30 protein-coding genes are annotated in these 25599 nt (G+C 63.5%); 24 read left to right on the top strand and 6 right to left on the bottom strand.

Translation table 11 applies throughout. The features are described 5' to 3' along the window. Window positions 1-7: 7 nt before the first annotated feature. From QUH67_RS24265 to QUH67_RS24200, 14 genes are all read left to right on the top strand, one after another. A complete protein-coding gene (locus QUH67_RS24265) occupies window positions 8-454 on the top strand; it encodes an SRPBCC family protein (RefSeq protein WP_300941881.1) in 447 nt (148 codons plus the stop codon). A 184-nt stretch (window positions 455-638) separates the two neighbouring features. Next, window positions 639-1124 (top strand): (2Fe-2S)-binding protein, encoded by a 486-nt coding sequence (locus QUH67_RS24260; protein ID WP_300941879.1) that lies wholly within the window; start codon window positions 639-641, stop codon window positions 1122-1124. A 35-nt stretch (window positions 1125-1159) separates the two neighbouring features. Continuing rightward, window positions 1160-1963 carry an FAD binding domain-containing protein gene (locus QUH67_RS24255; RefSeq protein ID WP_300941877.1) on the top strand — a complete coding sequence of 268 codons (804 nt, stop codon included), beginning with the start codon at window positions 1160-1162 and terminating at the stop codon, window positions 1961-1963. A 37-nt stretch (window positions 1964-2000) separates the two neighbouring features. Next, window positions 2001-2906 (top strand): AAA family ATPase, encoded by a 906-nt coding sequence (locus tag QUH67_RS24250; RefSeq protein WP_300941875.1) that lies wholly within the window; start codon window positions 2001-2003, stop codon window positions 2904-2906. Between the two features lie 141 nt (window positions 2907-3047). Beyond that, a complete protein-coding gene (locus QUH67_RS24245; protein WP_300948160.1) occupies window positions 3048-4256 on the top strand; it encodes a vWA domain-containing protein in 1209 nt (402 codons plus the stop codon). Between the two features lie 12 nt (window positions 4257-4268). Beyond that, window positions 4269-4592 (top strand): XdhC family protein, encoded by a 324-nt coding sequence (locus QUH67_RS24240; RefSeq protein WP_291851489.1) that lies wholly within the window; start codon window positions 4269-4271, stop codon window positions 4590-4592. 2 nt (window positions 4593-4594) lie between these two features. Next, on the top strand, window positions 4595-5299 hold the full coding sequence (locus QUH67_RS24235) for an XdhC family protein (RefSeq protein WP_300941871.1): 705 nt from the start codon (window positions 4595-4597) through the stop codon (window positions 5297-5299). Further along, complete coding sequence (locus tag QUH67_RS24230) at window positions 5296-6900, top strand: molybdopterin-binding/glycosyltransferase family 2 protein (protein ID WP_300941869.1); 1605 nt, start codon at window positions 5296-5298, stop codon at window positions 6898-6900. The genes QUH67_RS24235 and QUH67_RS24230 overlap by 4 nt, the downstream gene beginning before the upstream one ends. Window positions 6901-7056: 156 nt before the next feature. After that, the gene (locus QUH67_RS24225) at window positions 7057-7446 is read left to right on the top strand and encodes a DUF4189 domain-containing protein (RefSeq protein ID WP_300948159.1); all 390 of its coding nucleotides are present in this window, start codon (window positions 7057-7059) and stop codon (window positions 7444-7446) included. A gap of 137 nt (window positions 7447-7583) precedes the next feature. After that, on the top strand, window positions 7584-7994 hold the full coding sequence (locus QUH67_RS24220; protein ID WP_300941868.1) for a DUF2000 family protein: 411 nt from the start codon (window positions 7584-7586) through the stop codon (window positions 7992-7994). A 226-nt stretch (window positions 7995-8220) separates the two neighbouring features. After that, on the top strand, window positions 8221-8823 hold the full coding sequence (locus QUH67_RS24215; RefSeq protein ID WP_300941866.1) for a GNAT family N-acetyltransferase: 603 nt from the start codon (window positions 8221-8223) through the stop codon (window positions 8821-8823). Between the two features lie 137 nt (window positions 8824-8960). Further along, window positions 8961-9452 carry a hypothetical protein gene (locus QUH67_RS24210; RefSeq protein ID WP_300941865.1) on the top strand — a complete coding sequence of 164 codons (492 nt, stop codon included), beginning with the start codon at window positions 8961-8963 and terminating at the stop codon, window positions 9450-9452. A 47-nt stretch (window positions 9453-9499) separates the two neighbouring features. Next, window positions 9500-9730: a hypothetical protein gene (locus QUH67_RS24205; protein ID WP_300941863.1), complete on the top strand. Its 231-nt coding sequence runs from the start codon at window positions 9500-9502 to the stop codon at window positions 9728-9730. A 54-nt stretch (window positions 9731-9784) separates the two neighbouring features. Beyond that, complete coding sequence (locus QUH67_RS24200; RefSeq protein WP_300941861.1) at window positions 9785-10006, top strand: hypothetical protein; 222 nt, start codon at window positions 9785-9787, stop codon at window positions 10004-10006. A 195-nt stretch (window positions 10007-10201) separates the two neighbouring features. On the opposite strand, the gene QUH67_RS24195 is transcribed toward QUH67_RS24200, so the two are convergent. Next, on the bottom strand, window positions 10202-11155 hold the full coding sequence (locus tag QUH67_RS24195) for a cyclase family protein (RefSeq protein ID WP_300941859.1): 954 nt from the start codon (window positions 11153-11155) through the stop codon (window positions 10202-10204). Window positions 11156-11415: 260 nt separating this feature from the next. Between QUH67_RS24195 and QUH67_RS24190 the strand changes: the two genes are divergently transcribed. Continuing rightward, window positions 11416-12504, top strand: a complete 1089-nt coding sequence (locus tag QUH67_RS24190; protein WP_300941857.1) for a TRAP transporter substrate-binding protein — start codon at window positions 11416-11418, stop codon at window positions 12502-12504. 86 nt (window positions 12505-12590) lie between these two features. Here QUH67_RS24190 and QUH67_RS24185 read toward each other — a convergent pair whose 3' ends face one another. The 3 genes from QUH67_RS24185 to QUH67_RS24175 form a co-directional block, all read right to left on the bottom strand. After that, the gene (locus QUH67_RS24185; protein ID WP_300941855.1) at window positions 12591-13019 is read right to left on the bottom strand and encodes a hypothetical protein; all 429 of its coding nucleotides are present in this window, start codon (window positions 13017-13019) and stop codon (window positions 12591-12593) included. Window positions 13020-13110: 91 nt separating this feature from the next. Next, entirely contained in the window at window positions 13111-13338 is a 228-nt protein-coding gene (locus tag QUH67_RS24180) for a cupin domain-containing protein (RefSeq protein WP_300941853.1), read from the bottom strand. Beyond that, window positions 13322-13858, bottom strand: coding sequence for a cupin domain-containing protein (locus tag QUH67_RS24175; protein WP_300941851.1), 537 nt, complete (start codon window positions 13856-13858; stop codon window positions 13322-13324). The genes QUH67_RS24180 and QUH67_RS24175 overlap by 17 nt, the downstream gene beginning before the upstream one ends. 385 nt (window positions 13859-14243) lie before the next feature. On the opposite strand from QUH67_RS24175, the gene QUH67_RS24170 reads away from it, so the two are divergent. The 6 genes from QUH67_RS24170 (at window position 14244) to QUH67_RS24145 (ending at window position 20210) form a co-directional block, all read left to right on the top strand. Beyond that, the gene (locus tag QUH67_RS24170; protein WP_300941850.1) at window positions 14244-14900 is read left to right on the top strand and encodes a TetR/AcrR family transcriptional regulator; all 657 of its coding nucleotides are present in this window, start codon (window positions 14244-14246) and stop codon (window positions 14898-14900) included. Further along, a complete protein-coding gene (locus QUH67_RS24165; RefSeq protein WP_300941848.1) occupies window positions 14897-15682 on the top strand; it encodes an HlyD family secretion protein in 786 nt (261 codons plus the stop codon). Before QUH67_RS24170 ends, QUH67_RS24165 begins: the two co-directional genes overlap by 4 nt. Next, a complete protein-coding gene (locus QUH67_RS24160; protein WP_300941846.1) occupies window positions 15679-16623 on the top strand; it encodes an ABC transporter ATP-binding protein in 945 nt (314 codons plus the stop codon). The genes QUH67_RS24165 and QUH67_RS24160 overlap by 4 nt, the downstream gene beginning before the upstream one ends. Further along, entirely contained in the window at window positions 16620-17786 is a 1167-nt protein-coding gene (locus tag QUH67_RS24155) for an ABC transporter permease (RefSeq protein ID WP_300941844.1), read from the top strand. Before QUH67_RS24160 ends, QUH67_RS24155 begins: the two co-directional genes overlap by 4 nt. 189 nt (window positions 17787-17975) lie before the next feature. Then, entirely contained in the window at window positions 17976-19283 is a 1308-nt protein-coding gene (locus QUH67_RS24150) for an adenylate/guanylate cyclase domain-containing protein (protein ID WP_300941842.1), read from the top strand. Window positions 19284-19295: 12 nt separating this feature from the next. After that, window positions 19296-20210 (top strand): PhzF family phenazine biosynthesis protein, encoded by a 915-nt coding sequence (locus tag QUH67_RS24145; protein WP_300941840.1) that lies wholly within the window; start codon window positions 19296-19298, stop codon window positions 20208-20210. A 119-nt stretch (window positions 20211-20329) separates the two neighbouring features. Here the strand turns inward: QUH67_RS24145 and QUH67_RS24140 are convergent, their stop codons facing one another. Next, entirely contained in the window at window positions 20330-20809 is a 480-nt protein-coding gene (locus tag QUH67_RS24140; protein ID WP_300941839.1) for a DUF488 domain-containing protein, read from the bottom strand. A 124-nt stretch (window positions 20810-20933) separates the two neighbouring features. Here QUH67_RS24140 and QUH67_RS24135 point away from each other — a divergent pair, with 124 nt between their 5' ends. Then, window positions 20934-21905 carry a Bug family tripartite tricarboxylate transporter substrate binding protein gene (locus tag QUH67_RS24135; RefSeq protein WP_300941837.1) on the top strand — a complete coding sequence of 324 codons (972 nt, stop codon included), beginning with the start codon at window positions 20934-20936 and terminating at the stop codon, window positions 21903-21905. A 7-nt stretch (window positions 21906-21912) separates the two neighbouring features. Here the strand turns inward: QUH67_RS24135 and QUH67_RS24130 are convergent, their stop codons facing one another. Continuing rightward, the gene (locus QUH67_RS24130) at window positions 21913-22737 is read right to left on the bottom strand and encodes a DUF72 domain-containing protein (protein WP_300941835.1); all 825 of its coding nucleotides are present in this window, start codon (window positions 22735-22737) and stop codon (window positions 21913-21915) included. A gap of 256 nt (window positions 22738-22993) precedes the next feature. On the opposite strand from QUH67_RS24130, the gene QUH67_RS24125 reads away from it, so the two are divergent. Together QUH67_RS24125 and QUH67_RS24120 are read left to right on the top strand one after the other, a co-directional pair. Beyond that, entirely contained in the window at window positions 22994-23716 is a 723-nt protein-coding gene (locus QUH67_RS24125) for a Crp/Fnr family transcriptional regulator (RefSeq protein WP_300948158.1), read from the top strand. 444 nt (window positions 23717-24160) lie between these two features. Next, the gene (locus tag QUH67_RS24120) at window positions 24161-25597 is read left to right on the top strand and encodes an ABC transporter substrate-binding protein (RefSeq protein ID WP_300941834.1); all 1437 of its coding nucleotides are present in this window, start codon (window positions 24161-24163) and stop codon (window positions 25595-25597) included. Window positions 25598-25599: the final 2 nt, after the last annotated feature.

The raw sequence follows: 25599 nt of genomic DNA, 5'->3' as shown, positions 1-25599 counted from the left end.
AACCCCCATGGCCATGACGATGAACGGCGAAGTCCAGCTTGCGGCGCCGCGCGAGGCGGTGTGGGCCAAGCTGAACGATCCGGAAGTGCTGAAGGCCTGCATTCCCGGCTGCGAGGAGCTGGAAAAGACCGAGGACAACGGTTTTCGCGCCACCGCCAAGATGAAGGTCGGGCCGGTCTCCGCCCGCTTCAAGGGCAAGGTCAATCTGAGCGATCTCGACCCGCCCAATGGCTACAGGATCTCGGGCGAAGGCGAGGGCGGCGTCGCCGGCTTTGCCAAGGGGGGCGCCACCGTGGCGCTCACCGAGAAGGATGGCGGTACCCTGCTGAGCTATAATGTCGAGGCCCAGATCGGCGGCAAGCTCGCCCAGCTCGGCCAGCGCCTGATCAACGGGGCCGCCAAGAAGCTGGCCGACGAGTTCTTCGCCAATTTCGCCAAAGCTGTGCAAGGTTGAGGCAAGGCTGATTCTGTGCGGCCGGGGCCCGGCCGAGCAGACCCGTCAAGTCACTCAGGCCATGCCCCAGACGAGGGGCTACTGAGGTTGCTCATTACCGGGATGGCCCATATTATGGGCTTTGGAATGACTTTAAAACGTCTGCGCGGCTGATATGCGGCGGTGCAGCTCAAGAGAGTGCTTGATGGCCAAGATTTCCCTGATCGTGAACGGTAACCCCGTCAACGCCAATGTCGACCCCCGTACCCTGCTGGTCCAGTTTCTGCGGGAAAATCTGCGGCTGACGGGTACCCATGTCGGCTGCGACACCTCGCAGTGCGGCGCCTGTGTCGTGCACCTCGACGGCAAGGCGGTGAAGTCCTGCACCACGCTCGCGGTCATGGCCGACGGCCACGAGGTCAAGACCATCGAGGGGCTGGCCGCCGACGGCGCGCCGCTGCATCCGATGCAGGAAGCGTTTCGCGAGCATCACGGTCTGCAGTGCGGCTTCTGCACCCCCGGCATGATCATGACCGCGGTCGATCTGGTCCACCGCAAGGGCCATGACCTCTCCGACCACGTCATTCGCGAGGAGCTTGAAGGCAATCTGTGCCGCTGCACCGGCTACCAGAACATCGTCGTCTCGATCGCCGCTGGCGCCAAGGCGATGGCCAAGTCCGATCTCGCCTAATTGATTTCATCGCGACCGCGATCAGGAAGTTCTCCATGTACGAATTCAAATACCACCGTCCGGGCACGGTACGGCAAGCCGCCAATCTGCTCGTCAAGAACGAAGACGCCAAGGTGATCGCCGGCGGCCATACGCTGGTGCCGGTCATGAAGCAGCGCCTGGCCAGCCCGCCGCATCTGGTCGACCTTTCCCACATCGAAGGGCTCGACACCATCGAGATGAAGGGCCGTGCGCTGGTGATCGGGGCGACCGCGAAGCATGCGGCCGTGGCGACCTCTGCCATCGTTGGCGAAGCCATCCCGGCGCTCGCCGAGCTCGCCGCCCAGATCGGCGATCCGGCGGTGCGCCACAAGGGCACCATCGGCGGCTCGCTCGCCAACAACGATCCGACCGCGGATTATCCGGCGGCCGTGCTCGCGCTCGGCGCCACCATCGTCACCAACAAGCGCCGCCTCAAGGCCGAAGAGTTTTTTCAGGGCCTGTTCACCACCGCGCTCGAAAGCGATGAGATCATCACCAAGGTGATGTTCCCGCTGCCGAAGAAGGCGGCCTACATCAAGTTCCGTAACCAGGCCTCGCGCTACGCGCTGGTCGGCGTGTTCGTCGCCAAGCGTCCGTCCGACGTGCGCGTCGCGGTCACCGGTGCGGGCTCCGACGGCGTGTTCCGCGCGCTGGCGTTCGAAGAGGCGCTCAAGAAGCGTTTTTCGCACAAGGTGCTCGACGGCATCTCGGCGTCGGCCGAGGGGCTGAACAGCGATCTGCACGGCAGCGCCGAATATCGTGCGCATCTGATCGGCGTGCTGACGCGCCGCGCCGTCGAAGCCGCCACGGCGAAGTGAGTTTGCCGGTCACCCGCGTATCGAGATTGGTTTTGTCATGACTGCATCGGCGCTGCCCACATCCGTCGATGGCATGCTCGAGCTGCTGACCTCGCGCGGCTATCTGGCGGAGCGGTCGCTGGCGACGGTGACCTATCTGTCGCTGCGCATGGGACGGCCGCTGTTTCTCGAAGGCGAGGCCGGCGTCGGCAAGACCGAGATTGCAAAAGTTCTGTCGGCCGCGCTTGGCCGCAAGCTGATCCGCCTGCAATGCTACGAGGGCCTCGACGTTGCCTCCGCCGTCTACGAGTGGAGCAGTGCGGCGCAGATGATCGCGATCCGGCTGGCGGAAGCCGCCGGCGATACCGACCGCGACCAGTTATCGTCCGATATTTTCGCCGAGCGTTTTCTGATCAAGCGCCCGCTGCTGCAGGCGCTGGAGCCTGACGTCGCCGGCGCGCCGGTGCTTCTGATCGACGAGCTCGATCGCGCCGACGAGGCGTTCGAGGCGTATCTTCTGGAAATTCTCTCGGACTTCCAGGTCACGATTCCGGAATTTGGCACCATCAAGGCGCCGCAGCCGCCGATCGTCATCATCACCTCGAACCGTACCCGCGAGATCCACGACGCGCTGAAGCGGCGCTGCCTCTATCACTGGGTGGACTATCCCGACGCCGAGCGCGAGCTGGCGATCGTCAAGTCGCGCGTACCCGGCATCTCCGCGAAACTCTCGCAGCAGGTCGTGCGCTTCGTGCAGGCACTGCGCGACCAGGATTTCTACAAGTCGCCGGGCGTCGCCGAGACCATCGACTGGGCCACCGCGCTGACCGAACTCGACGCCCGCTCGCTGACGCCACAAGTCGTCGGGGACACGCTGGGCGCGCTGTTGAAGTACCAGGATGACATCGCGCGGATGCAGGGCGACACGCTGCAGAAGGTTTTGAAGGAAGCGACGAGCGACTAGGCCGCGCGTCGCGCCAGTTGTCGTCATTCCGGGGCGCGCCAACTTGGCGCGAACCCGGAATCCATCGAGCCGCATCGGTGCTGAAAAATGGATTCCGGGTTCTCGCTCCGCTCGCCCCGGAATGACGGCGGAGGTTAACGCATCTTGACCACCATCGACCATCTCAATCCCCCGACCGGCCACATGGCCGACAACGTCGTCGGCTTCGCCCGTGCGCTGCGCGCCGCCGGGATTCCCGTCGGCCCCGGCGCCGTCATCGACGGGCTCAATGCGCTGCAGGCGATCGAGATCGGCCACCGCGCCGACGTCTACGCCACCCTGGAGGCGGTCTTCGTCAAGCGGCGCGAACACATGTTGATCTTCGCCCAGGCCTTCGACCTGTTCTTCCGCGCCGCCGAAGACTGGAAGCACATGCTGGATTCGGTGCCGCTGCCGGACCACGCCAAGAAGAAGCCGCCGCCGGCCTCGCGCCGGGTGCAGGAGGCGCTGGCGCAGCCCTCGATGCGCGAAGAGGCGCCGCAAGTCCAGGAGCAGGAATTGCGGCTGTCGGTCTCCGACAAGGAGATCCTGCAGAAAAAGGATTTTGCGCAGATGAGCGCGGCCGAGATCGCCGAGGTGACCCGCGCCATCGCCGACATGAGGTTGCCGCAGGCCGAGTTGCGCACCCGCCGTTACCAGCCCGACGCCAAGGGCTTGCGGCTCGACATGCGCCGCACGCTGCGCAGTTCGTTGCGCACCGGCGGCGAGATCATCGATATCCGGAAGCTTGGGCGGATCGACAAACCGGCGCCGATCGTGGCGCTGCTGGATATCTCGGGGTCGATGAGCGAATATACCCGCCTGTTCCTGCATTTCCTCCACGCCATCACCGACGCCCGCAAGCGCGTGTCGGTGTTTCTGTTCGGTACGCGGCTGACCAATGTGACGCGTTCCTTGCGGGCGCGCGATCCGGACGAGGCGCTGGCAAGTTGCTCGTCCTCGGTGGAGGATTGGGCCGGGGGAACCAGGATTGCGACCTCGCTGCACAGCTTCAACAAATTATGGGGCCGGCGGGTGCTCGGCCAGGGCGCGATCGTTCTCCTTATATCCGACGGACTAGAACGGGAGGCCGATGACAAGCTGGCCTTCGAGATGGACCGGCTGCACCGCTCCTGCCGCCGGCTGATCTGGCTCAACCCATTGCTGCGCTACAGCGCCTTCGAGGCCAAGGCCCAAGGCATCAAAATGATGCTGCCGCACGTTGACGAATTCCGCCCGGTGCATAACTTGACCTCGATGGAGGGGCTGATCGAGGCGCTTTCAGCAGCCCCGCCACCGCACCATATCAGCCGCATCCGCCCCGCAGCTTGAAAGGGCTTCAAAATGCTCAACCGCGACGAAGACATCCTGCAGGCCGCCGAGAATTGGCAGAAGGCTGGCCACGGCGTGGCGCTGGCGACCGTGGTCGAGACCTGGGGCTCGGCGCCCCGGCCGGCCGGCTCCAGTCTCGTCATCAACGATGACGGCACGTTTCTGGGTTCGGTTTCAGGCGGCTGCGTCGAGGGCGCCGTCGTCACCGAAGCGCTGGACGTGATCGCCAGCGGCAAGCCCAAGATGCTCGAATTCGGCGTTGCCGACGAGACCGCCTGGAATGTCGGGCTGTCCTGCGGCGGCACCATCCGCGTCTTCGTCGAGAAGGTGGGCTGATCGTGAAACTGGAAACCCTCACACAGGTCAATGTCGAGCGCGCCGCACGTCGGCCCGTCATCGTGGTCACCGATACCGCTAGTGGCGAGCAGCGGCTGGTGAAGGCCAAGGATATCGCCACGGATCCCCTGAGCGCCGAACTGTCGAAGCAGCTCCGCATGGGCAAGAGCGGGACGGTGGAGAGCGGCGGCAGGAAGCTGTTCCTCAACGTCTACGCGCCGACGGCGCGCCTCGTCATCGTCGGGGCGGTCCATATCAGCCAGGCGCTGGCGCCGCTGGCGCGCTCGCTCGATTACGACGTGACGGTGGTCGATCCGCGCACGGCGTTCGCCAGCCCCGAGCGCTTTCCGGACGTGCCGCTGATCGCCGAATGGCCCGATGTGGCGCTGCCGCCGCTCAATATCGATCCTTACACGGCGTTCGTCGCGGTCACGCACGATCCCAAGATCGACGACCCGGCGCTCCTGCACGCCTTCGCGCGCGACTGCTTCTATATCGGCGCGCTCGGCTCGCGAAAGACCCACGCCAAGCGCGCGGAGCGGCTGAAGGCGCAGGGCGCGTCGGACGCCGACATCGCGCGCATCCATGCGCCGATCGGGCTTTCCATCGGCGCGGTGTCGCCGTCGGAGATCGCGGTCTCGATCATGGCCGAGATCACCGCCGAGCTGCGGCTGCCCAAAGAGACCGCGAAAGTGCAGGCGGCATGAAGTTCGGTCCCGCCAGTCCGGCCGAGGCGATTGGCGGTGTCACCGTCCATACGCTGCGGCAGGGGTCGCTGGTGTTGAAGAAAGGCACCATGATCGGCGCCGCCGAAGTCGAGGCGCTCAACAAGGCCGGCGTCAAGGAAGTGGTCGTGGTGCGGTTGGAGGCGGGCGACGTCTCCGAAGACGAGGCCGCCGCCAGCATCGCGCAGGCCGTCGCGGGCGAGGGCGTCAATGTCGAGCGCGCCTTCACCGGCCGCTCCAACCTCTTTGCGGCGCAGGCCGGCGTGCTGGTGGTCGATCGCGCCGCGGTAGACCGCATCAACGGCATCGACGAAGCCATCACCTTTGCAACGCTCTCGGCCTTCAAGCCGGTGGTCGAAGGCGAGATGATCGCGACCGTAAAGCTCATTCCGTTCGGTGTCGAAGCCAGGCTGCGCGATGCGGCGGTGGCCGTCGCGGGCAAGGACACGCTGCGGATCGCGCCTTACGTCATCAAGAAGGTCGGCGTGGTCTCCACCCTGCTGCCGGGCCTTGCGCCGAAGGTGATTGAGAAGACGTTGCGTGTGACGGCGGAGCGGCTGGCGCCGGCCGGCGCCACCATCATCGCCGAGCGCCGGGTACCGCATGACGAGGTGGCACTGGCGTCGTCGATCAAGGAACTGCTCGGTCTCGGCGCCGAGCTCGTGATCGTGTTCGGCGCCTCCGCGATCGCCGATCGCCGCGACGTGATCCCCGCCGCGATCACGGAGATCGGCGGCCAAATCGAACATTTCGGCATGCCGGTCGATCCCGGCAATCTGCTTTTGATCGGCAGCGCCGGCGGCGTGCCGGTGCTGGGCGCGCCGGGTTGCGCCCGCTCGCCGGTCGAAAACGGTTTTGACTGGGTGCTGATGCGCCTTCTCGCCGGGCTCAAGGTCACGCGCGCCGAGCTGACCGGTATGGGCGTCGGCGGGTTGCTGATGGAAATCGTCACCCGGCCGCAGCCACGCACCGTGGCCGACCTCGAAGCCAACCGCCACGTCACGGCCATTGTGCTTGCCGCCGGGCGCTCGACGCGGATGGGCGGCCCCAACAAGCTGCTCGCGGAACTCGACGGCAAGAAGCTGGTGCGGATCGTGACCGAGCAGGCGCTGGCCTCGAAAGCGACGGATGTGATCATCGTTACCGGTCATCAGGCCGATCTCGTCGAGCAGGCGCTGGCGGGGCTCAACGTGAAATTCGTCCGCAATCCGGATTTCGCCGGCGGGTTGGCGTCCTCCGTCAAGGCAGGCATCGCCGCGGTGTCCGACACGGCCGACGGCGCCGTCATCTGCCTCGGCGACATGCCGCTGATCGATGCGAAGCTGATCGACCAACTCATCGAAACCTTTGCTCCGGACCGCGGCCAATTGATCGCCGTCCCCGTGAGCGACGGCCGCCGCGGCAATCCCGTGCTGTGGTCGCGCCGTTTCTTTAAGGAATTGATGACGCTCGATGGCGACGTCGGCGCTCGACACCTGATCGCCAAGCACGCCGAAGCGGTGGCCGAAGTCCCGGTCGATGGCCAGAGCGCGTTTCTCGATATCGACACGCCACAGGCGCTCGAGGCGGCGCGAAGATCGTAGATCTCAAAGGGTAGGCAAAGCGAAGCGTGCCCACCATGCGTCCGCCAACAAGATGGTGGGCTCGCTTCGCTCAGCCCGCCCTACGAAGCTTCGATTCACCAACTAGAAACTCCCCTCGACTATATTCTAGAGGTTGCCTCGGGGGAGGGAATCTTGATTGTTTCGACGGTGGCGGCGCAACGCCGCGCGTTGTTCGTGGCTGCGCTGGCGCTGATCCTGGGCGTCTCCAGCTACATCAGCAAGGCCCGCGCAGCGGGCGCATTCGCCGTCGGCAAGTGCGGCGCCTACGGCAAGGCCTACGATTACCCTGCGGAACCCGCCGCGCGCGCCGCGGCGCTGAAGCAGTGCAAGGGAAACTGCACCACTGTCACCATGAAGCGCGCCTGCGCAGCTTTTGCGGTCGACCTGACCAATCCCTGCGGTCCCCACGGGTACGCCGTCAAACCCAGAATATCCTCATCGCTCAATGCCGCGACCAAAAAATGCTACGAATTCGGCGGCAAGGAATGTGTGATCCGCGCCTGGGCCTGCGACGCCAGGGGGTGATTTCTGTTACCGTCATTGCGGGGCGATGCGCAGCATCGAACCCGGAATCCATGTCACCGCCGAAATTGCGGCCAGTTGGATTCCGGGTTCGCGTTATGCGCGCCCCGGAATGACGGCATCATCACCTCGGAGACATCATGCAATTCGACACCAAGATCGCGGTCGTGATCCGGACCGATCTCGAAACGTGGCAGAAGCTCAACGTCGCGTCGTTTCTCGCCGGCGGCATTGCCGCGGCCTTTGCCGAATGTATCGGCGAACCCTATGGCGACGCATCAGGCACGCAATACCTGTCGCTGATCGGCCAGCCGATCCTGATCTACGGCGCCGACCGGGCAGCACTTTCCCGCGCACTCGAACGGACGCTGGCGCGGAACGTCACGCCCGCTGTCTATACCGAGGACATGTTCAAGACCACGCATGACGCCGCCAACCGCGAGGTGGTGCGCGCGGTGATCCGCGCCGAACTCAATCTGGTCGGCGTCGCGATGCGGGCCGAACGCAAGGTGATCGACAAGATTGTCGACGGGCTGAAGTTTCACAGCTAAGTTTCGGCTTCGCCCCGGTATCCACGCTTCCATCATGGAATCGTCACATATTGCGTCCGCGCTTCGTGCGAACGGAACGTTTGACGCCGATCAAATGTGAAAAGCTGTTCGCCTCCTAATGTGTCTCGGACAAGTACGATGGCGCATGTCGGGGAATTCGTTGCGCGCACGACACGGCCACCCCGTCTGCCGGGACTGACAAATGACGGCTGATATCGTCTATCGCATGGCCCGCGCCGAGGACAGCCGCGATGTGGCGCGGTTCATGTGCATCGCCGGCGGCGGTGTCTATGAATTCCTGTTTGACGATCTGATCCCGTTTGTAACTGCCGTCGACTTGCTGTCGAGCGGCATCGGCGGCGAACGATATCCGATCTCTTACCGCAATTGCCGGGTCGCGTCGCTTGGCCCGGAGGGTGACATCGTCGCCGTCGCGAACGCCTTTCCCGCCGATTTGCTGAGGGAAGACCATCATGTGCTGCTCGGATCGGAGCGCCACGATCACATCCGGCCGATGCTGGAACTGCAGGACTGGGGTAGCATGTTCCTGAACTGCCTGGCGGTTGACGGCGCTCATCGTGGACTGGGCATCGGCGCTGCGCTGCTGGTCTGGGCGGAATCCCTGGCGGCCGAGGCCGGTTACGATCGCCTGAGCCTGCATGTCTGGGCCGACAATATTCCTGCGGTGAATTTCTATGAAGCGAGGCATTTCGTCAGGATAGGTATCGCCGATATCCCGGCGCATCCCCGACTCTCCCATAGCGGCGGCAGCATCCTGATGCGCCACGCGATCGCGGCCGGGCGTGGGTTGCCAGCGGGTCCAGCTTGATCGTAGCGCCGGGATCCGCTTCGGATGCCAAGGCTGGGTCAAGTTGCTCGCAATGTGAAGCCTTTCATAGAGCCCACGCCCGAGCCAAATTACCCTCGGGGCAACGTGTTATCCGGCGCTACCTGCTGGAGGCCCGATTGCGACATGACGCCTGGACCGTCCTGGGCCAACTGGCCCTGTTGATCATTGCTGTCGCGGTCGCTTTGCTGCTGGCGGAGGTGTGGCTTCTTGGTGTGATCACCTTGCTTGAAGCTTTTCCTCAGCGGCCCGTCGTCACAAGCGGCGTTCTCCTGTCGATAGCTGCCATCCTGCTTCTTTGCATTCGCGGAACCAAAGCCGAGACCAGTGTCATCTATTTCGTCAGCCGCGCAGTGTTGCTGATCGGATCGGCTATCGCCGGAATCGCCGCGGTAGAGGTCGTCTACCTCGGGGCAGTGGGTCTCGGCAGCCAGCCATCATTAGAAGCCTATTCATACCTCGCCGGCGGCCTGATTTTGGTGGCTGCGGCGGCGGCCGGTGTGAAATATTCGTTCGATTGGCGGTTTCGTCACTGGATCGTCTTTTGCATTGTTCTTGCGGCAGTGGTCCTATCAATTGGCGGCGCCAGCGTAACGACCTTTCTATTGTAACACCGACGACTGACGCAGTGCACCGTGCTGGTCGGATGATGCAGTGCTTGCGGTGGTTCGCTCTGACCGGTGCGCGCCTGATCACGCCGGCCACTGCGCAAACGGCTTTCGTCCCGCGCGAGGAAAGTCCGCAGGAGTTTGCCGCGGGCATGCCGCCGCTCGATGACAAGGACCGTGAAACCGTGGTGAACTATCTGGAGACGGCCTGTCCGCCGCGTGCGCCGGCCGGACGGGGAGGCTGGGTCAACCGTTTGCGAAGTGAGTGGCAAAGCCCTTGACGCTGCGGCGCCCCGGGCGAGAATGGCTGTGATTTGCCCCGGGGAGGCGGCCCTATGAGATTCTTAATTCATGCGCAGGATACGGCAGGAAACGTGACCCTCAACCGCGCGTCGGTTCCGGCTGCGTTGAAGAAGGCCGGGGAGTTGATCTCGGACGGCTGCTGGAACGTCGAGATCGTTACGCCCGACGGCGCTACCTATCACCCAGGCGAATTCGACCGACTGCGGGAGCACGCCGCTCCGGCGGGGCCGGATAGATCGTTGACCGCGCAATAGCGGCGTTCGAGCGGCGGGCGGGGCCGGCCGCGTCGCCCTTCGCTTGCCTTGTCATGATTGGCCGGGCGGATACCGGTACCGTTCGGTAGGCATTTGGGCGACGTCCGTTCTGTTTCCAGGACGGACGCCGCTTGTGGCCGGGCGGAGCCGCGGTTTGCGAAACCGAAAGCACCGGGCTTGCCAAAATCGAAGAATTTACCGCACGGCGATCGGCGACACGGTCGAGCCCGAGCCGCCCTGAATCTTGAGCGGCTGCATCACGAAGGCAAATTCGCCGACGCCCTTTTGCGCGAGATCGTCGAGCTTGAGGTTCTCCAGCAGGTGAATGCCGTTCACCACCAGCGCGACCTGATGCACCGGAAGCGACAATTGCTTGTCGGGGTTGGGCGAGACCTCCACCGGCCAGTTGTCGGCGCCGAGCAGCATCGGATCCTTCGCGGCCAGCCACAGCGCGGCCGGTACGCCGATGCCCGGGCAGGATTTCACGTAGCGCGCGTTGTCCTTGCCGTAGAGCTTGCCCCAGCCGGTGTGAATGAGGACCGCGTCGCCGGGCTGCAGCGCCAGGTTCTGCTTCTTGAGCGCACCCTCGAGGTCTTCCACCGTGATCTCGTAATTGTCGCCCAGCATCTCGACGCCCTTGAAGCCGGCGACGTCGATCAGGACGCCGCGCGTGAACAGCGCGCCGACATTGTGGATGCCGAACTTCTTGAAGCCGCTGCGATCGACGTTCTCGTCGACCTTCTGGCAATTGTACCAGCTATTGAGATGGGTCTGGTGCGCAAAGCCGTCGAACTGGGTGCCGACCTGGCCGAGTTCGGTGATGACGACCTCCTCGTTCGAGCCGCGCATGTTGGAGAACTGGTTCATAAAGGTGCGCTTGGTGTGCACGTCGAAGCGCCGCGTTCCGAAGAACGCCATGCTGGGGCCGAGCACATGCGCAAGTTCGGTCACCTCGCCGGTCTTGATCAGCTTGGCGGCGTTCAACACAGCCGCGGGCTTCTGGTGATTGGCCGAGCCGCGCTCGTCGGTTGCCCCCCATTTCGACGGACAACGCTGGCTCTCCTCCGGGACGGTCCAGGTCGGCGCTTGCGCGTAGGCTGTGGCGGAAAAGGCGAGTGTGATCGCCACACCCATCATGAATGCTTTCATCTGTATCCTCCCCAAGAAAAGGGCGCTCTATGCGGCGCCCCTGCAGCAAACTATGCGGTTGCCACAGCGGCGATTTCAAGTCCGGCAAGGCGCCTGAGGCGATGTGCCACCGAGGTTGCCGCGGTGCGCAATGGTTTGGTAGAAGCCCGGTTTGGCGCTTCCATCCATGCCTCAAAAGTCGCTATTCTCAGCACCGAATGGCTGCGGAAGCTTCTCAACCCCGCGCCAACCGACCAGCAATTTCAGGGAGTAAGCATATCATGAAACGCCGTACATTTCTCAAAGGTGGCGCCGTGGCCGGCGCGACCACCCTGGTTGCGGCGCCCGCGATCGCGCAGTCAGCGCCCGAGATCAAATGGCGCCTGACGTCGAGCTTTCCAAAATCGCTCGATACCATCTACGGCACGGCGCAGACCTTCGCCAAATACGTCGCTGACGCCACCGACAACAAGTTTCAGATCCAGACCTTTGCGGCGGGCGAGATCGTGCCCGGCCTGCAGGCGCTGGATGCCGTGAGCTCTGCAACCGTCGAGATGGCGCAGACGCCGCTGTATTTCTACATCGGCAAGGAGCCGGCGCTGGCCTATGCGACCGGCGCGCCGTTCGGCATGAACCACCGCCACCAGCATTCCTGGTGGTCGTTCGGCGGCGGCGCCGACCTCTGCAACGAGGCGCTTAAGCCGTTCAAGACCCACGCGATCCTGTGCGGCAATTCCGGCACGCAGATGGGCGGCTGGTTCCGCAAGGAGATCAAGACGGTCGATGATCTGCAGGGCCTGAAATTCCGCATCGCCGGCATGGGCGGCCATGTGCTGGCCAAGCTCGGCATCGTGCCGCAGCAGATCGCGGGCGGCGAGGTCTATTCAGCGCTGGAAAAGGGCTCGATCGACGCCGCAGAGTTCGTCGGCCCCTATGACGACGAGAAGCTCGGCTTCTACAAGGTCGCAAAATACTACTACTTCCCCGGCTGGTGGGAAGGCGGCGCCATGCTGCACATGATCGTCAACGATGAGAAATGGAATTCACTGCCGAAGCAGTACCAGGCGATCGTCAACCAGGCTGCCTCGGCTGCGGGGGCGTGGATGATCGAAAAATACGACAGCGTCAATCCGGCTGCCCTGAAGCGGCTGGTCGGTGGCGGCGCCGAGTTGCGCGCATTCCCGCAGCCGGTCATGGAAGCCTGTTACAAGGCAACCCAGGACCATCTCAACGAGATCGCCGAGAAGAGTCCGCTGTTCAAGAAGACCAAGGAAAGCCACGACGCGTACATGAAGGAAGTGCTGTTCTATACGCAGATCGCGGAGAACTATTACGACAATTACCTGCTCAGCAAGATGCGCAAGGGCTGAGCGCGAGCAAGAGAGCAGCCCGCAAGAGCGGAGCGATATGCGGGTCTGTCCCGGATGTCGCTGCGTTCGTCCGGGCTAAAAACCGATTACGTCGTCGTGGCTGCGACATAAGGGATGCTGACCACGATCGCGAACAGCAATATCGCGTTGGCCAGCATGCCGCCCCAATGCAGCCGCCGCAGCCGGCGCACTACAGCGGCGTCGCCGGCATCCCTGGCGCGGAGCTGCACATCCCACTGCCGCAGAAACCAGCCGCGCGCCCATACCGCGAAAGCTGCGATCAAGGCGACGCCGATTGCGAAAACCAATCGCCCCGTCAGCGCGAAGGTCACCGTCCCGATGATGGCGGCGATGCGCATCATCAGAAAATGCGCATTGAACATGCCGCGCAGTAACTGCGTGACGGGTGGAATGTCGAGCTTCACCAGCAGAAAGGCGGGCGAAGCGAGAAAAAAATAACCCATCGGAAAAATCAGGATGACAATGGCAGCGAGGGCCATTCCGTCCGACGTCATGCGATGACCCCTTCTATTCCCAAATGGCGAGGGCTTCGACGGGCTAATGATATCACCGCGAACGGCCTCGCACCATTTTACTTTGATCGGATCAGCCGCGCCTGCCGCCAACCGAGATGAAGGCCATCAGGCAGGGCTCCGGCAGCGGGTTGCGCCAGCGATGGCGGGTGCCGTTCTGAACGATGCAGTCCCCCTGGCGCAGGTGCACCTTCTGCCCGTCGTCCAATTCCAGCGTCATCTCGCCGCGAACCACGACCCCGTAGTCGATCGTATCGGTCGTATGCATGCCCGGCGTGCCGCGCTCAAAATGATCGCCCATGCCGCGGAGCTTGTCCGACAGCTCCTTGATACCGCTCTCGAAGGTAACGCCCGGCGGCGGCTTGTAGCCTTCGGGACGTTTGGGCGGATAGGAGATCAGCCGGAAGATCGTGCCCCCCGGGGCCGGGAAAGCCTTTCGTCCCGGTCGCCATCGGATCCGGCTCCAGGCCGGTGAGGGCGGGCACGCCTTCCGTCCTGTACAGTTCGTAGAACGTCAGCCCGGGGTTGGAATCGATCTCCACGACTTTGGAGGTGACGTCGAAGGATTTGAACACCGACTTGCCGGCCTCATCGCGCCCGGTCAACGCCCGCTTGGGCGGCGGCAGTTCGCTCGAATCCCTAGCTTCGGCCGGATGCGCCATCGCGGACAGCGCGCCACTGCCGGCGATGGCGGAGAGCGCCTGCAGCAGTTGACGGCGATCGCCCGCAATTCGCTCGGATGAATGCGTGGCATCCCCGGCGGATTTGCGCCTGGCGCGCAGCCACCGGCGCAAGGAAAAACCTTCAGAGAGCCTGCTCATCTGCGTTCTCCATCGCAACTTGCAACGCCCGCTTCTGCGATCAGAAAATGATCGGCGCGCTTCCCACAACTCTAGCAAGGAGGGTGGCATCGGCCACGCTACTTCCGGCTAGGTCGAGCCGTTACTCGCTCATCGCAGGCCTGAGAACGCGTCCGCCATCGCGAGCAGCGCAGCGACGAAGCAATCAATCGTGCTGCAATCCCATGCTCGTATTGCCTTGCGCGCGACGAGACATCTCGGGCCAGACACCCCGCGTATGTGGGATATCGCCGGCATCCCGGACCGCAGACAATCATCCAGGGCAGCAAATGCCGCTCACGGCCATGTGAAGGGTCGCTTATTCATTGAAATTGACAATGACTGACTAGTCAGTCATATTTTTAGTATGGCAAGGCAACCCAGCAAAACCGTCCGGAAACTCGCCGAAAAGCCCGTTTCCAACCGCGCCGAGCGCGCCGCGGAGCGGCGGGAGGCGATCATCGAAGCGGCGATGTACGAGTTCATCGCCCGGGGCTTTGCCGCGACGCGGCTCGACGACGTCGCCAGCCGCGCCGGCGTCGCCAAGGGCACGATCTATCTGCACTTCAAGGACAAGGAAGCGCTGTTCGAGGAATTGATACGAACCGCCATCGTGCCGCTGGTGAATCGGCTTGCTTCAGGCCCGCCGCCGGTCGGCGGATCGGTCCGCGACATGATTGAGGGCTTCGTCCGCACCTTCATCCACGAAGTGACGACGACGCGGCGCGGCGACATCGTGCGCCTGATCGTCGCCGAGGGGCCGCGTTTTCCCGACATTGCCGACTTCTACTACCGCGAGGTGGTCTCCAAGGGGCTGGCCGGAATGCGGGCCGCCATCGCGCTTGGGATCGCCCGCGGCGAGATCCGCAACAAGGACCTGGCGCAGTTTCCGCAGATCCTGATCGCGCCCGCGCTGATCGCGGTGATCTGGCAGAGCCTTTTCAGCAAGCACGCGCCACTGGATGCCATCGAGATGTTTCGGGTGCATCTCGACCTGATTTTTGGCGAACGGAGGACGACATGACCTCGTCGCGAACAGTGACAATTCTGGCGGCGCTGGCGCTGGCCGCCGTGCTCACCGGCTGCATGGAACGCAAGGACCCGGGCTTCCAGGGCTGGGTCGAGGCCGACATGATTTTTGTCAGCCCCGATGAGAGCGGGCGCGTGACAAAACTCAACGTGCGCGAGGGCGACGAGGTAAAGCCCGGCGTGCCGCTCTATTCGGTCGATGACGATCTGCAGCAGGCCGACCTCAACCAGAACAAGGCGACGCTCGCCAACGCGCAGCAGACCTTTGACCGCGCGTCGTCGCTGAGCAAGACCGGCTCCGGTACGCAAGCCAATCTGGACTCCGCGACATCGGCGTTGCGCGTGGCGGAAGCCCGCGTCAACACCTCGCAGACCCGGCTGGCGCGGCGTAGCGGCTTTGCGCCGGTCGGCGGCACCATCCAGCAGATTTATTTCCGCGAAGGCGAGATGGTGCCGGCGCAGCGGCCGGTGCTGTCGATCATGCCGCCCGGCAACATGAAGCTGCGCTTCTTCGTGCCCGAGGCGGAGCTGCCGAAGCTTGCGATCGGCGACGAGGTGAAGGTGACCTGCGACAATTGCGCGACCGATCTCACGGCAAAGATCTATTTCATCGCGACATCGGCGGAATACACCCCGCCGGTGATCTACAGCCTCGATGAGCGCAACAAGCTGGTCTACCTGATTCAGGCGCGGCCGAGCCGGCCGGACAGCCTGCGCGTCGGCCAGCCGATCAGCGTGTTCCTCAATCCCCGAACGCCTGTGGCGGACAAGCGATGAGTGCGGGTCCTGCATCAGGCCCCGACATCGCGATCGACGTCTCGGGCCTGTCAAAATCGTTCGGCGGCCGCGAGGTCGTGCATGACCTGTCGATGCAGGTCAAGCGCGGCTCGATCTACGGTTTCCTTGGGCCAAACGGCTCCGGCAAGACCACGACCATCCGGATGCTGTGCGGGTTGCTGACGCCGGATGCCGGCGAGGGCACCTGCCTCGGCTACGACATCCGCCGCGACGCCGACAAGATCAAGCGTCGGGTCGGCTACATGACGCAGCGCTTCAGCCTGTATCAGGACCTCTCGGTGCGCGAGAACCTGGAATTCGTGGCGCGGCTCTACGGGCTACGCGACGCGCGCGGCGCGGCACGCGACATGATCCGGCGCATCGGGCTGAACGGCCGCGAGGAGCAACTCGCCGGCGAGCTTTCGGGCGGCTGGAAGCAGCGGCTGGCGCTCGGCGCCTGCACGTTGCCCAATCCGCAATTGCTGTTGCTGGACGAGCCGACCGCCGGCGTCGATCCCAAGGCACGGCGCGACTTCTGGAACGAAATCCATGCGCTCGCCGCCGACGGGCTGACGGTGCTGGTCTCTACCCATTACATGGACGAGGCCGAACGCTGTCACGAGATCGCCTATATCGCCTATGGTCATTTGCTGGCGCACGGCACGGTGGACGAGGTGATCGCGCAGTCGGCGCTGTCGACCTGGACAGTCTCCGGCGACAACCTCAATGGGCTTGCGACCGAACTCGCCGGCAAACCCGGCGTCGACATGGTGGCGCCGTTCGGCACCAGCCTGCACGTCTCGGGCCGCGACAAGGCCGCACTGGAAGCGACCATCGCGCCTTATCGCGACAGGAAGGAGCGGCACTGGCAGAATAGCGAGCCGTCGCTGGAAGACGTCTTCATCGATCTCATGACCCGCTCAAAGGACAATTTCCAATGAGCGCGACCGAATCTGTTCGTCCCGTGGAAGCGGCGAGGGAGCCGGCCTTCGGATTCTGGCGCCGCAGCTACGCGATGCTGGTCAAGGAATTCATCCAGCTTCGGCGCGATCGCGTCTCGTTTGCGATGATCGTGATGATCCCGGTGATGCAGTTGCTGCTGTTCGGCTACGCCATCAACACCACGCCGCGTCATCTGCCGACGGCCGTGTTGATGCAGGAGGAAAGCGATCTGGCGCGCTCGGTGCTGAAGGCGCTGGAGAATACCAGCTACTTCCGCTTCACCCGGGAGGTCCACAGCGTTGCCGAGTTCGACGATCTGCTGCAGTCCGGCAAGGTGCTGTTCGGCGTCGAGATCCCGCGCGGTTTCGAACGCGCGGTGCGGCGCGGCGACAAGCCGGCGCTGCTGGTCGCGGCCGACGCCACCGATCCGGTCGCGGCGGGCGCGGCGCTTGGCTCGCTCGGCGTGATCGTACAGACCGCGCTCGCGCACGATCTCCACATTGGCGACCCGCCGGCGATGCCGTTCGAGATCAGGACGCATGCCCGCTATAATCCCGCTGCGGAATCCCGGCTCAACATCGTGCCTGGCCTGGTCGGCACCATCCTGACCATGACCATGCTGATCTTCACCGCGCTGTCGGTGACGCGCGAGATCGAACGCGGCACCATGGAGAGTCTGCTGTCGATGCCGATCAGGCCGGTGGAGGTGATGTTCGGAAAAATCATCCCTTATGTGATCGTCGGCGCCGTTCAGGCTACGCTGATCGTCGGCATCGGTGTTTTGCTGTTCGGCGTGCCGATTCTCGGCAGCGTGGCGCTGCTGGCGCTTCTGACGACGCTGTTCATCACCACCAATCTGTCGATCGGCTACACCTTCTCCACCATCGTGCAGAATCAGCTGCAGGCGATGCAGATGTCGATGATGTTCTTCCTGCCCAGCATTCTGTTGTCGGGATTCATGTTTCCGTTCGCGGGCATGCCGGTCTGGGCGCAGTACCTCGGCGAGGGCCTGCCGCTGACGCACTACATCCGCATCGTTCGCGCCATCATGCTGAAGGGCGCAGCACCTTCCAACCTGCAATACGACACGATTGCACTCATTGCACTGATGCTGGTGGCGATGACGATTGCGGTTACGCGCTTCCGCCGCACGCTGGATTGAGGTTATAAGGGGCGCGGTGAGAAGCCAGTGTCGAAAACACGTCATTGGCTACGACAAGCGCGAAGCGTTTGCGCAAGGGAGCGAAGCGACGAAGCAATCCATCTATCCCACAGGAGAGAAACTGGATTGCTTCGCTCGCCATGACGGTTGCAATAGTCGCGCATTGCGTGTGGCAGGCGGATGCCGGTGATGTTCGGGTTTTGGGGCAAGAAGAAAAGCGACGACGACAACGGCGTATCGGCCGACTTCCAGCGCGAGCTGATGCAGGAGGTGATGAAGACCGAACTCCTGCGCATCAAGGCGCTGGTCGTCACCGCCCTGGTGCTCGGCGTCATCGTGACGATCGTCTACTTCTTTGCAACCGAGGCGGTCACCCGGGTCTGGCACGGCAATCTGACGCCGCTCTATCTCTATTCCATCATCGGTCCCTTCATCCTGTTCGAATGGTGGGTGCACGGCGCCATCCAGCGGCACATGAAGCGGGGAGGCGACCTGCCGCTGTACCGCCGCTATATCGGTGCGCTGATCGAGACGTCGATGCCGACATTGGCGCTGGCGCTGCATATCGACAGCATGGGATCAGTGGCCGCGCTCGGCTTCGTCGCGCCGATGAGCTATTTCATCTTCATCATCCTCTCGACGCTGCGACTGGACTTCTGGCTTTCCACCTTCACCGGCGCCGTCGCCGCCACGCAGCTGTTCTGCATGGCGAAGTTCTATCATCCGTCGGCAGATGCCGACCCCGGCATTTTCTATGCCGGTGCCCGCAGCCTGATCGTGCTGGTCTGCGGCGTGCTCGCCGGTGCGGTCGGGCACCAGCTGCGGCGGCAGTTCGAGGCCAGCATCAAGGCCGCCACGGCCCGCGACCGCATCACCAACCTGTTCGGCCAGCACGTTTCGCCGCAGGTGGTGGAGCGCCTGATGGCCGAGGGCACCAAAACCGACAGCGACATCCGCCGCGTCGCCGTCATGTTCGTCGATTTCCGCAGCTTCACCGCCGGCGCCCGCACCCGCACGCCGCAGGAGGTGGTGGATCGGCTCGACGGCGCGTTTGCGGTGCTGGTCGATATCCTCGACCGCCACGGCGGCATCGTGAACAAGTTTTTGGGCGACGGATTTCTCGCGCTGTTCGGTGCGCCGCTGGAAGCGCCGGATCCGGCGCACCGCGCGGTCGCGGCGGCACGCGAAATGCTGGAAGCCAATGCACGCGTCAATGAAGGGGCCAGCTGGCCCTTGCGCATCGGCATCGGCATCCACATCGGCGAGGTGGTCGCCGGCAGTATCGGCTCGCCGCGGCGCAAGGAATACACCGTGATCGGCGACACCGTGAATTTTGCCTCGCGGCTGGAGGCGCTCAACAAGGATTTCAATTCTCAGTTCCTGATCTCGGAGGCGGTTCGCGATGCGCTCGGCGAAGCCTGCGGCGACGCCGTCTCGCTCGGCGAGGTCGAGGTCAGGGGCTATGAACGGCCGATGGCTGTGTGGCGTTTGGGATAGAGGAGTAGAAAAATGCAGCGGCGTTATATCACTGTGGACGTCTTCACCGACCGTGCTTTCGGCGGCAATCCGCTCGGCGTGGTGCTCGATGCCGGCGGGCTGTCGACCGAGCAGATGCAGGCAGTCGCGAGGGAGTTCAATTATTCGGAGACGACGTTCGTGCTGCCGCCGGCCGATCCCGGCCATGATGCGCAGGTGCGTATCTTCACGGTGAACCGGGAGCTGCCGTTTGCGGGCCACCCCAATGTCGGCACCGCTTTCGTGCTGGCAACGCTGGCGGCCAAGCCGCCGGCGCGGTTGCTATTCGAGGAGGGCGCAGGCCTCGTGCCGGTCGAGATCGTGACCGAGCAGGGCAAGGTCGTCAGCACCGAATTCACCGCGCCCCAGCCGCTGAAGCGGATGTCGTATCTGCCTGTCGAGCAGGCCGCGGCCTGCCTGTCGCTGGCGGCCGGCGATATCAAGACCGACCGGCACGCGCCGCAGATCATTTCGGTCGGGCTGGCGTTTCTCGCCGTCGAAGTTGCCACACGTGACGCGCTGCGGCGGGCCAGGCCCGATGCGGCAGCGTTCGCAAAAACCTTCCCGTGCGACGGCAGCGATGCCGTCTATTTCTATACCCGCGACGTGCCGGCCGGCGAGATGCCGTGCGAGCTGCAGGCGCGGATGTTCCACCCCGGCGCCAGCGGGCTCTCCGAAGATCCCGCGACCGGCAGTGCCACCGCGGCCGCCGCGGCGCTGCTGGCCGATCTTGACGATACCAGGGACGGCGAACTGAGATTGAAGATCGGGCAGGGCGTCGACATGGGACGGCCGAGCCTCTTGCTGACCCGGGTGCAGAAGAAGAACGGAGCGGTGGCCTCGATCCATGTCGGCGGCGGCAGCGTTAAGATGATGGAGGGGACTTTTTCGCTGAAAGGGGATGGGTAAGTCTTTCGTCATTCCGGGGCGCGCGAAGCGCGAACCCGGAATCCATCGAGCCACGGTATCAGCTGGAACTTGGATTCCGGGTTCGCGCCAAGTGGCGCGCCCCGGAATGACGGCCGGCGCTACACTTGCGGCGCGACCAGATTCTCCACCTTCACGCCGTCGCGCTTCTCGATGATCTCCGCGATCCATTGCCGGTGGCAATGGGCGTGGTCGCGCTCATAACAGAGGATGCACACCGGTCCCGATTGCTTCACCAGCGCCGACAGCTCGTCGAGTTGCTCCTTCGCCTGCGCCGTCTTCAGATGTGCCGAATAGATCTTGTGCAGCAGTCCGAATTGGCCGCTGCGCGCCGCCTCGCGGCCGCTCTTCGGGGTGCCGAGGCCTTTCAGGTGCAAATAGGAAATGCCGCGCTCGTCGAGGCCGGCCGCGAGCTGGCTCTTGGAAAAGCCCGGCCGCCGCGAGGAGGCGACCGCGCGCACGTCGACCAGCAGCTTGACGCCGGCGGCTTCCAGCTCATCGAGCACGGCGCGCGACGGCGTCTGCTCATAGCCGATGGTGAAGAGGCGTTTTGCCCTGCGGGCCATGTCGATGCCAGACATTTTGTCGTTGGCGCAAGGCTATTGGAAAGGCCGGCCAATTGCCAGATCCGCGTTGCCGTCGGATGCGGCGTGTTCCATAGTTGCGGAAGAGCCGGTAGACGGCCATTCGTCCGGGGGAAACATCATGAACCGAACCTGCCGATTGCTGGTGTTGACGTCGGCATTGCTGGCATTTGGCGGCGCACCATCGTTTGCCCAGACCGGCTATCCCGATCGTCCCGTCAAGATCATCGTCCCAATCGGCCCCGGCGGCAGCTACGACCTGGTCGGACGGCAGCTTGCGGATGCGCTGTCGAAACGGATGGGGCAGCCCTTTGTCGTCGAGAACAAGCCGGGCGCGGGCACCGTTGTCGGCACACAGGCCGCGAGTCAGAGCGAGCCGGATGGCTACACGCTGGTGGTCGGCGGGCTCTCCAACATGGCGTTCAATTCAGCGCTGTATTCCAAGCTGGCCTACGATCCGCGCAAGGACTTTGTGCCGGTCGCACTGATCTACAAGTTCGGCTATGTGATGGTCGCCCGCAAGGATCTGCCGCATGACAAACTGGCGGACATCGTCGCCGCCGCCAAAGCGAACCCAGGCTCGATTTCGGTCGCGACCGCCGGCGTCGGCACCGGCCAGCATCTGGTGGCCGCTGCGTTCATGAAGGCCGCGGGCGTCAAATTCCTCGAGGTCCCCTACAAGGGCTCGCCGCCTGCCTTCACCGATCTGCTCGCCGGGCGCATCGACCTGTTCTTCGATTCGAATTCGGCAGGGCTGCCGTACGTTCAATCCGGGCAGGCGAAGGGCATTGCGGTGCTGTCCTCAAAACGCAGCCCGCTCGCGCCCGATGTGCCGACGATGTCGGAAGCCGGCGTGCCCGGCCTCGATGTCGATTCCTGGCTCGGGATATTCGCGCCGGCCAAAACGCCGCCGGACGTCATCGCAAAACTGCGCCGGGAAATCCGCGCGGTGCTGCCCGAACTGAAAGATCGTTTCGAGAAGAGCGGCGGAGAGGCGTGGGATCTCGCCGACGACAAGCTCGACGCTTTTGTTGCCTCCGAATATGACAGCTGGACCAAGCTGATCCGCGAAGCCGGCATCAAGCTCGACTAAAGACGGATTATTTTACCCGCTCGATCAGCTCCATCGCGCCGGCGGGGGCGCGCACCTTGCCCTCGTGGATGACGTAGGCGAACACGTCACGGGGCGTCTTCGCGGGCTTGGCCTTGTCGACGCGCGGGAGGTCGTTGGGCTCGCCGCCACTGGCCCAGGCCTGGAAGCGTTTGGCCCAGGCGTCGAGCTGCTTTGGCGGGTAGCAGGTTTTCAGTTCGTCATTGCCCTTTTGCAGGCGCGCATAGACGAAGTCGCTGACGACGTCGGCAATCGCCGGATACTTGCCGTGCTCGGCGAACACGACAGGCACCTCGAATTGACGCAACAAGGCGACGAACTCTGGCACGCAGAAACTGTCGTGCCGTACCTCGACCACGTGACGCAGCGCGCGGCCCTCGAGCTTGCGCGGCAGGAGTTCGAGGAATTTTCCGAAATCGGCCGCGTCGAATTTCTTGGTCGGCGCGAATTGCCACAGTACGGGCCCAAGCCGGTCGCCGAGTTCCAGCACGCCGGAATCATAGAACCGTTTGACGGAATCGCCGGCCTCTGCCAGCACGCGACGGTTGGTCGCGAAGCGCGGTCCCTTCAACGAGAAGACGAAGCCATCGGGCACTTCGCGCGCCCATTTGCGAAAGCTCTCCGGTTTTTGCGAGCCGTAATAGGTTCCGTTGATCTCGATCGAGGTCAGCTTGGACGCCGCATAGGACAGTTCCTTCGCTTGCGTCAGCTTCTCGGGATAAAACACCCCGCGCCACGGCTCAAAAGTCCAGCCGCCGATGCCGATATAGATGTTGCCGCTGTTTTTCGCGGTCGATTTCGCTGGCTTGCTCAAGGGAGGACTCGTCGGCAAAGGAGGGGAATGGGCGGACCGGATGTTAATCAAACCGGCCCTGATTGGCCAGTTTGTCGCAGCCGATTGGCGTGTCTTTTGCAAAGCTTATAGGGACTGGAGCGGATATTCCGACCCTGTCGATGCAACACAGGAAGATGGTTTGGCTTCGAGCGGATCGATCATGAGCAAGCCCCCGCTGCAATCCGCATCGGCATTCGGTAGGGCCGGCGCGCCGGCGCAGGTTGGCGCTTTGCTGATGGCCGACGGCGGCGCGCAGCGAAGCGGCCCGCCCTACCTGTTCAGCGGGCTGTCGGAACCGGAAATCGCGCAGGTGCTGGGTTCGGGAAAACGCCGCGTCCTGTACCGTGGCGCGCAACTGTTCAGCCAGGGTAGTCCGCAAGACGGCATCTTCCTCATCGAGAGCGGACGCATCAAGGTGTTCTACACCGCGCCCTCAGGGCGAGAGATCACGCTGGCCTACTGGCACTCCGGCAATTTCGTCGGCGGCCCGGAAGTGTTCAGGCAGGGGCTGCACGTGTGGTCGGGGGAAGCGGCCGTCAACAGCACGGTGCTACATCTGCCGGGCGACGTGCTGCGGCGCATGGCGATGACGATCCCGGCGCTGGCCATCGGAATCATCGAGGGACTCAGTTTCAAGGGGCAGTGCTATTCGGCGCTGGCGCAGATGCTCGGCACCCGCTCGCCGACCGAACGTCTTGCGCAACTGTTGCTGCACCTGATGAATCTTTACGGCGTGGAAGAGCAGGACGGGGTATTGATCGCTGCATCCTTCACCCACGCGGACCTCGCGCATATGACCGGCGTGACGCGCCAGTCCGTCACCATCAGCCTGAAGAAGTTCACCGAGCTTGGCATCCTTGCCGCCCACGGCTCGAACCTCGTTATCAAGAATGCGCTCATGTTGAGCGGCATCAGGGATGGCAAGCACGCCAGGACCGCGGCCTCGGATGAGGCCTGAGAAGCGGCGGCATGATCAGATGGCCATTTCCTGGCCATGACGCTCATCTGATAGTCAGACTAGACGGTATTTCTGTCCATTATTTGAGCACCCGGCATTTCTTCGCAATACGTTGCTGGTTCAGGCCGTTCGTCGTTTCGGATTCAAAGGCCGCCGTTCAGAGTTCGTTTGCAGGACGTTCAGCGTCCGAAATGGCAGCAAGCGAGTTCACGGCACATGACGTCAACTTCCTTCATTGACCTCTCCGTTTGCGATCCGGGGCATCGCCAGCCGGGCCCGCCGCCGGCCGCCGACGTCGGCCCCGTGGCATATCGCTCGCACCAAGAACCTCAACCCAGCCAGCCCGCTCACCGCCGAGCGCCGAGCCACTCTCCCGTGGCCGGGGCGCTTGGCGTGCGCGATGCACGTCACAACGCACAGTTCAGTTCGAAAAGGATTTGTCTCATGAGCGTCGGCCCTGCGTCCAAACTCCCTGGCTTCCTTTCCTTGCTCGTCGCCGCAACGCTGGGGTTGGCGCCCGCGACCGCAGGCGCGGAGACCCTCGAAATCGGCATCGGTACGCAGAACACGACGACCAACACCGTCACCGGCGGCGTCGTGCTGAAGGAACTCGGCCTGCTCGAAAAACACCTGCCGAAAACCGGCAAGTACAAGGACATCCAGTACAAGCTGAGCTGGCAGAACGCGACGTCAGGCCCGCCGATCACCAACGGCATGATGGCGAACAACATCCAGATCGGCATGATGGGCGACTATCCGCTGATGGTGAACGGCGCCACGGGGCAGGCCACCAAGAACGAAACCCAGCTCGTCGCCATTATCGCCTATAACGCGGTCGGCGGCGGCAACGGCATCGTCGTCCACAAGGACTCGCCGTTCTACGAACTCGCCGACCTCAAGGGCAAGAACGTCTCGGTGCCGTTCGGCTCGGCTGCGCACGGCATGATGCTGACGTCGCTGCAGAAGAAGGGGCTATCGCCCGACTTCTGGAATCTGGTGTCGCAGTCGCCGGAAGTCGGCAGCACCAACCTGCAGGAAAAGCGCATCGACGCCCATGGCGATTTCGTACCGTTTGCCGAACTGCTCCCGTTCAAGGGCTTTGCGCGCAAGATCTACGACGGCGCCGAGACCAAGACGCCGACGTTCCATGGCGTCGTCGTGCGCAAGGATTTTGGCGAGAAATACCCGGAGATCGTGCTGGCCTACATCACCGCGCTGATGGAAGCCAATGACTGGATGCGCAAGAACCCGAAACTTGCCGCCGAGAAGATCGAGGAATGGACCAAGATCAACAAGGAAGTGGTCTACATCTTCCTCGGGCCCGGCGGCGTGCACACGCTGGATCCCACGATCAAGCCGAAATGGGTCGAGTCGATCGGCAACAACTACGCTATCCTTCAGAAGCTGAACATGATCAAGGAGCTCAACATTGGCGCCTGGGTCAACGACAGCTACGTTCGGCAGGTCTTCAAGGACAAGGGGGTCGACTACGACAAGCAGCTGGCTTCATTCGACAGCTACAGCGTGGCGGGCACCGATCCGGTCTGCAACGCGCCGGTCAAAGATCCCGGCAAGGCCGGCGAGATATGGATCCAGGGCGGCGACATCGTGGCATTCAGTTCGCCGGTCTGCACGCTGCTCGGCGTGAAGAAATACGGCGCCGAAGGCAAGAAGTTCAACGCCGTCTACCTGGTCGACCACCAACTCGGCATCAAGGTGTTCGCCGACGCCGCTTTCTATTCGATCGGTGGAAAGGATCCCAAGAAGCCGGATGTGGTGCCGTTCCTGCTCAAGAAGGACGCCGAGGAATTCGCGGCCAAGAATGGCGGCAAGCTTGCGAACTATGCCGAGGTGCTTGGCGCCATCAACGTCGGACAGTAGGA

It is taken from the genome of Bradyrhizobium roseum (assembly GCF_030413175.1).
GTDB lineage: Bacteria > Pseudomonadota > Alphaproteobacteria > Rhizobiales > Xanthobacteraceae > Bradyrhizobium > Bradyrhizobium roseum.
This window is presented reverse-complemented; position numbering and strand designations above follow the sequence as displayed.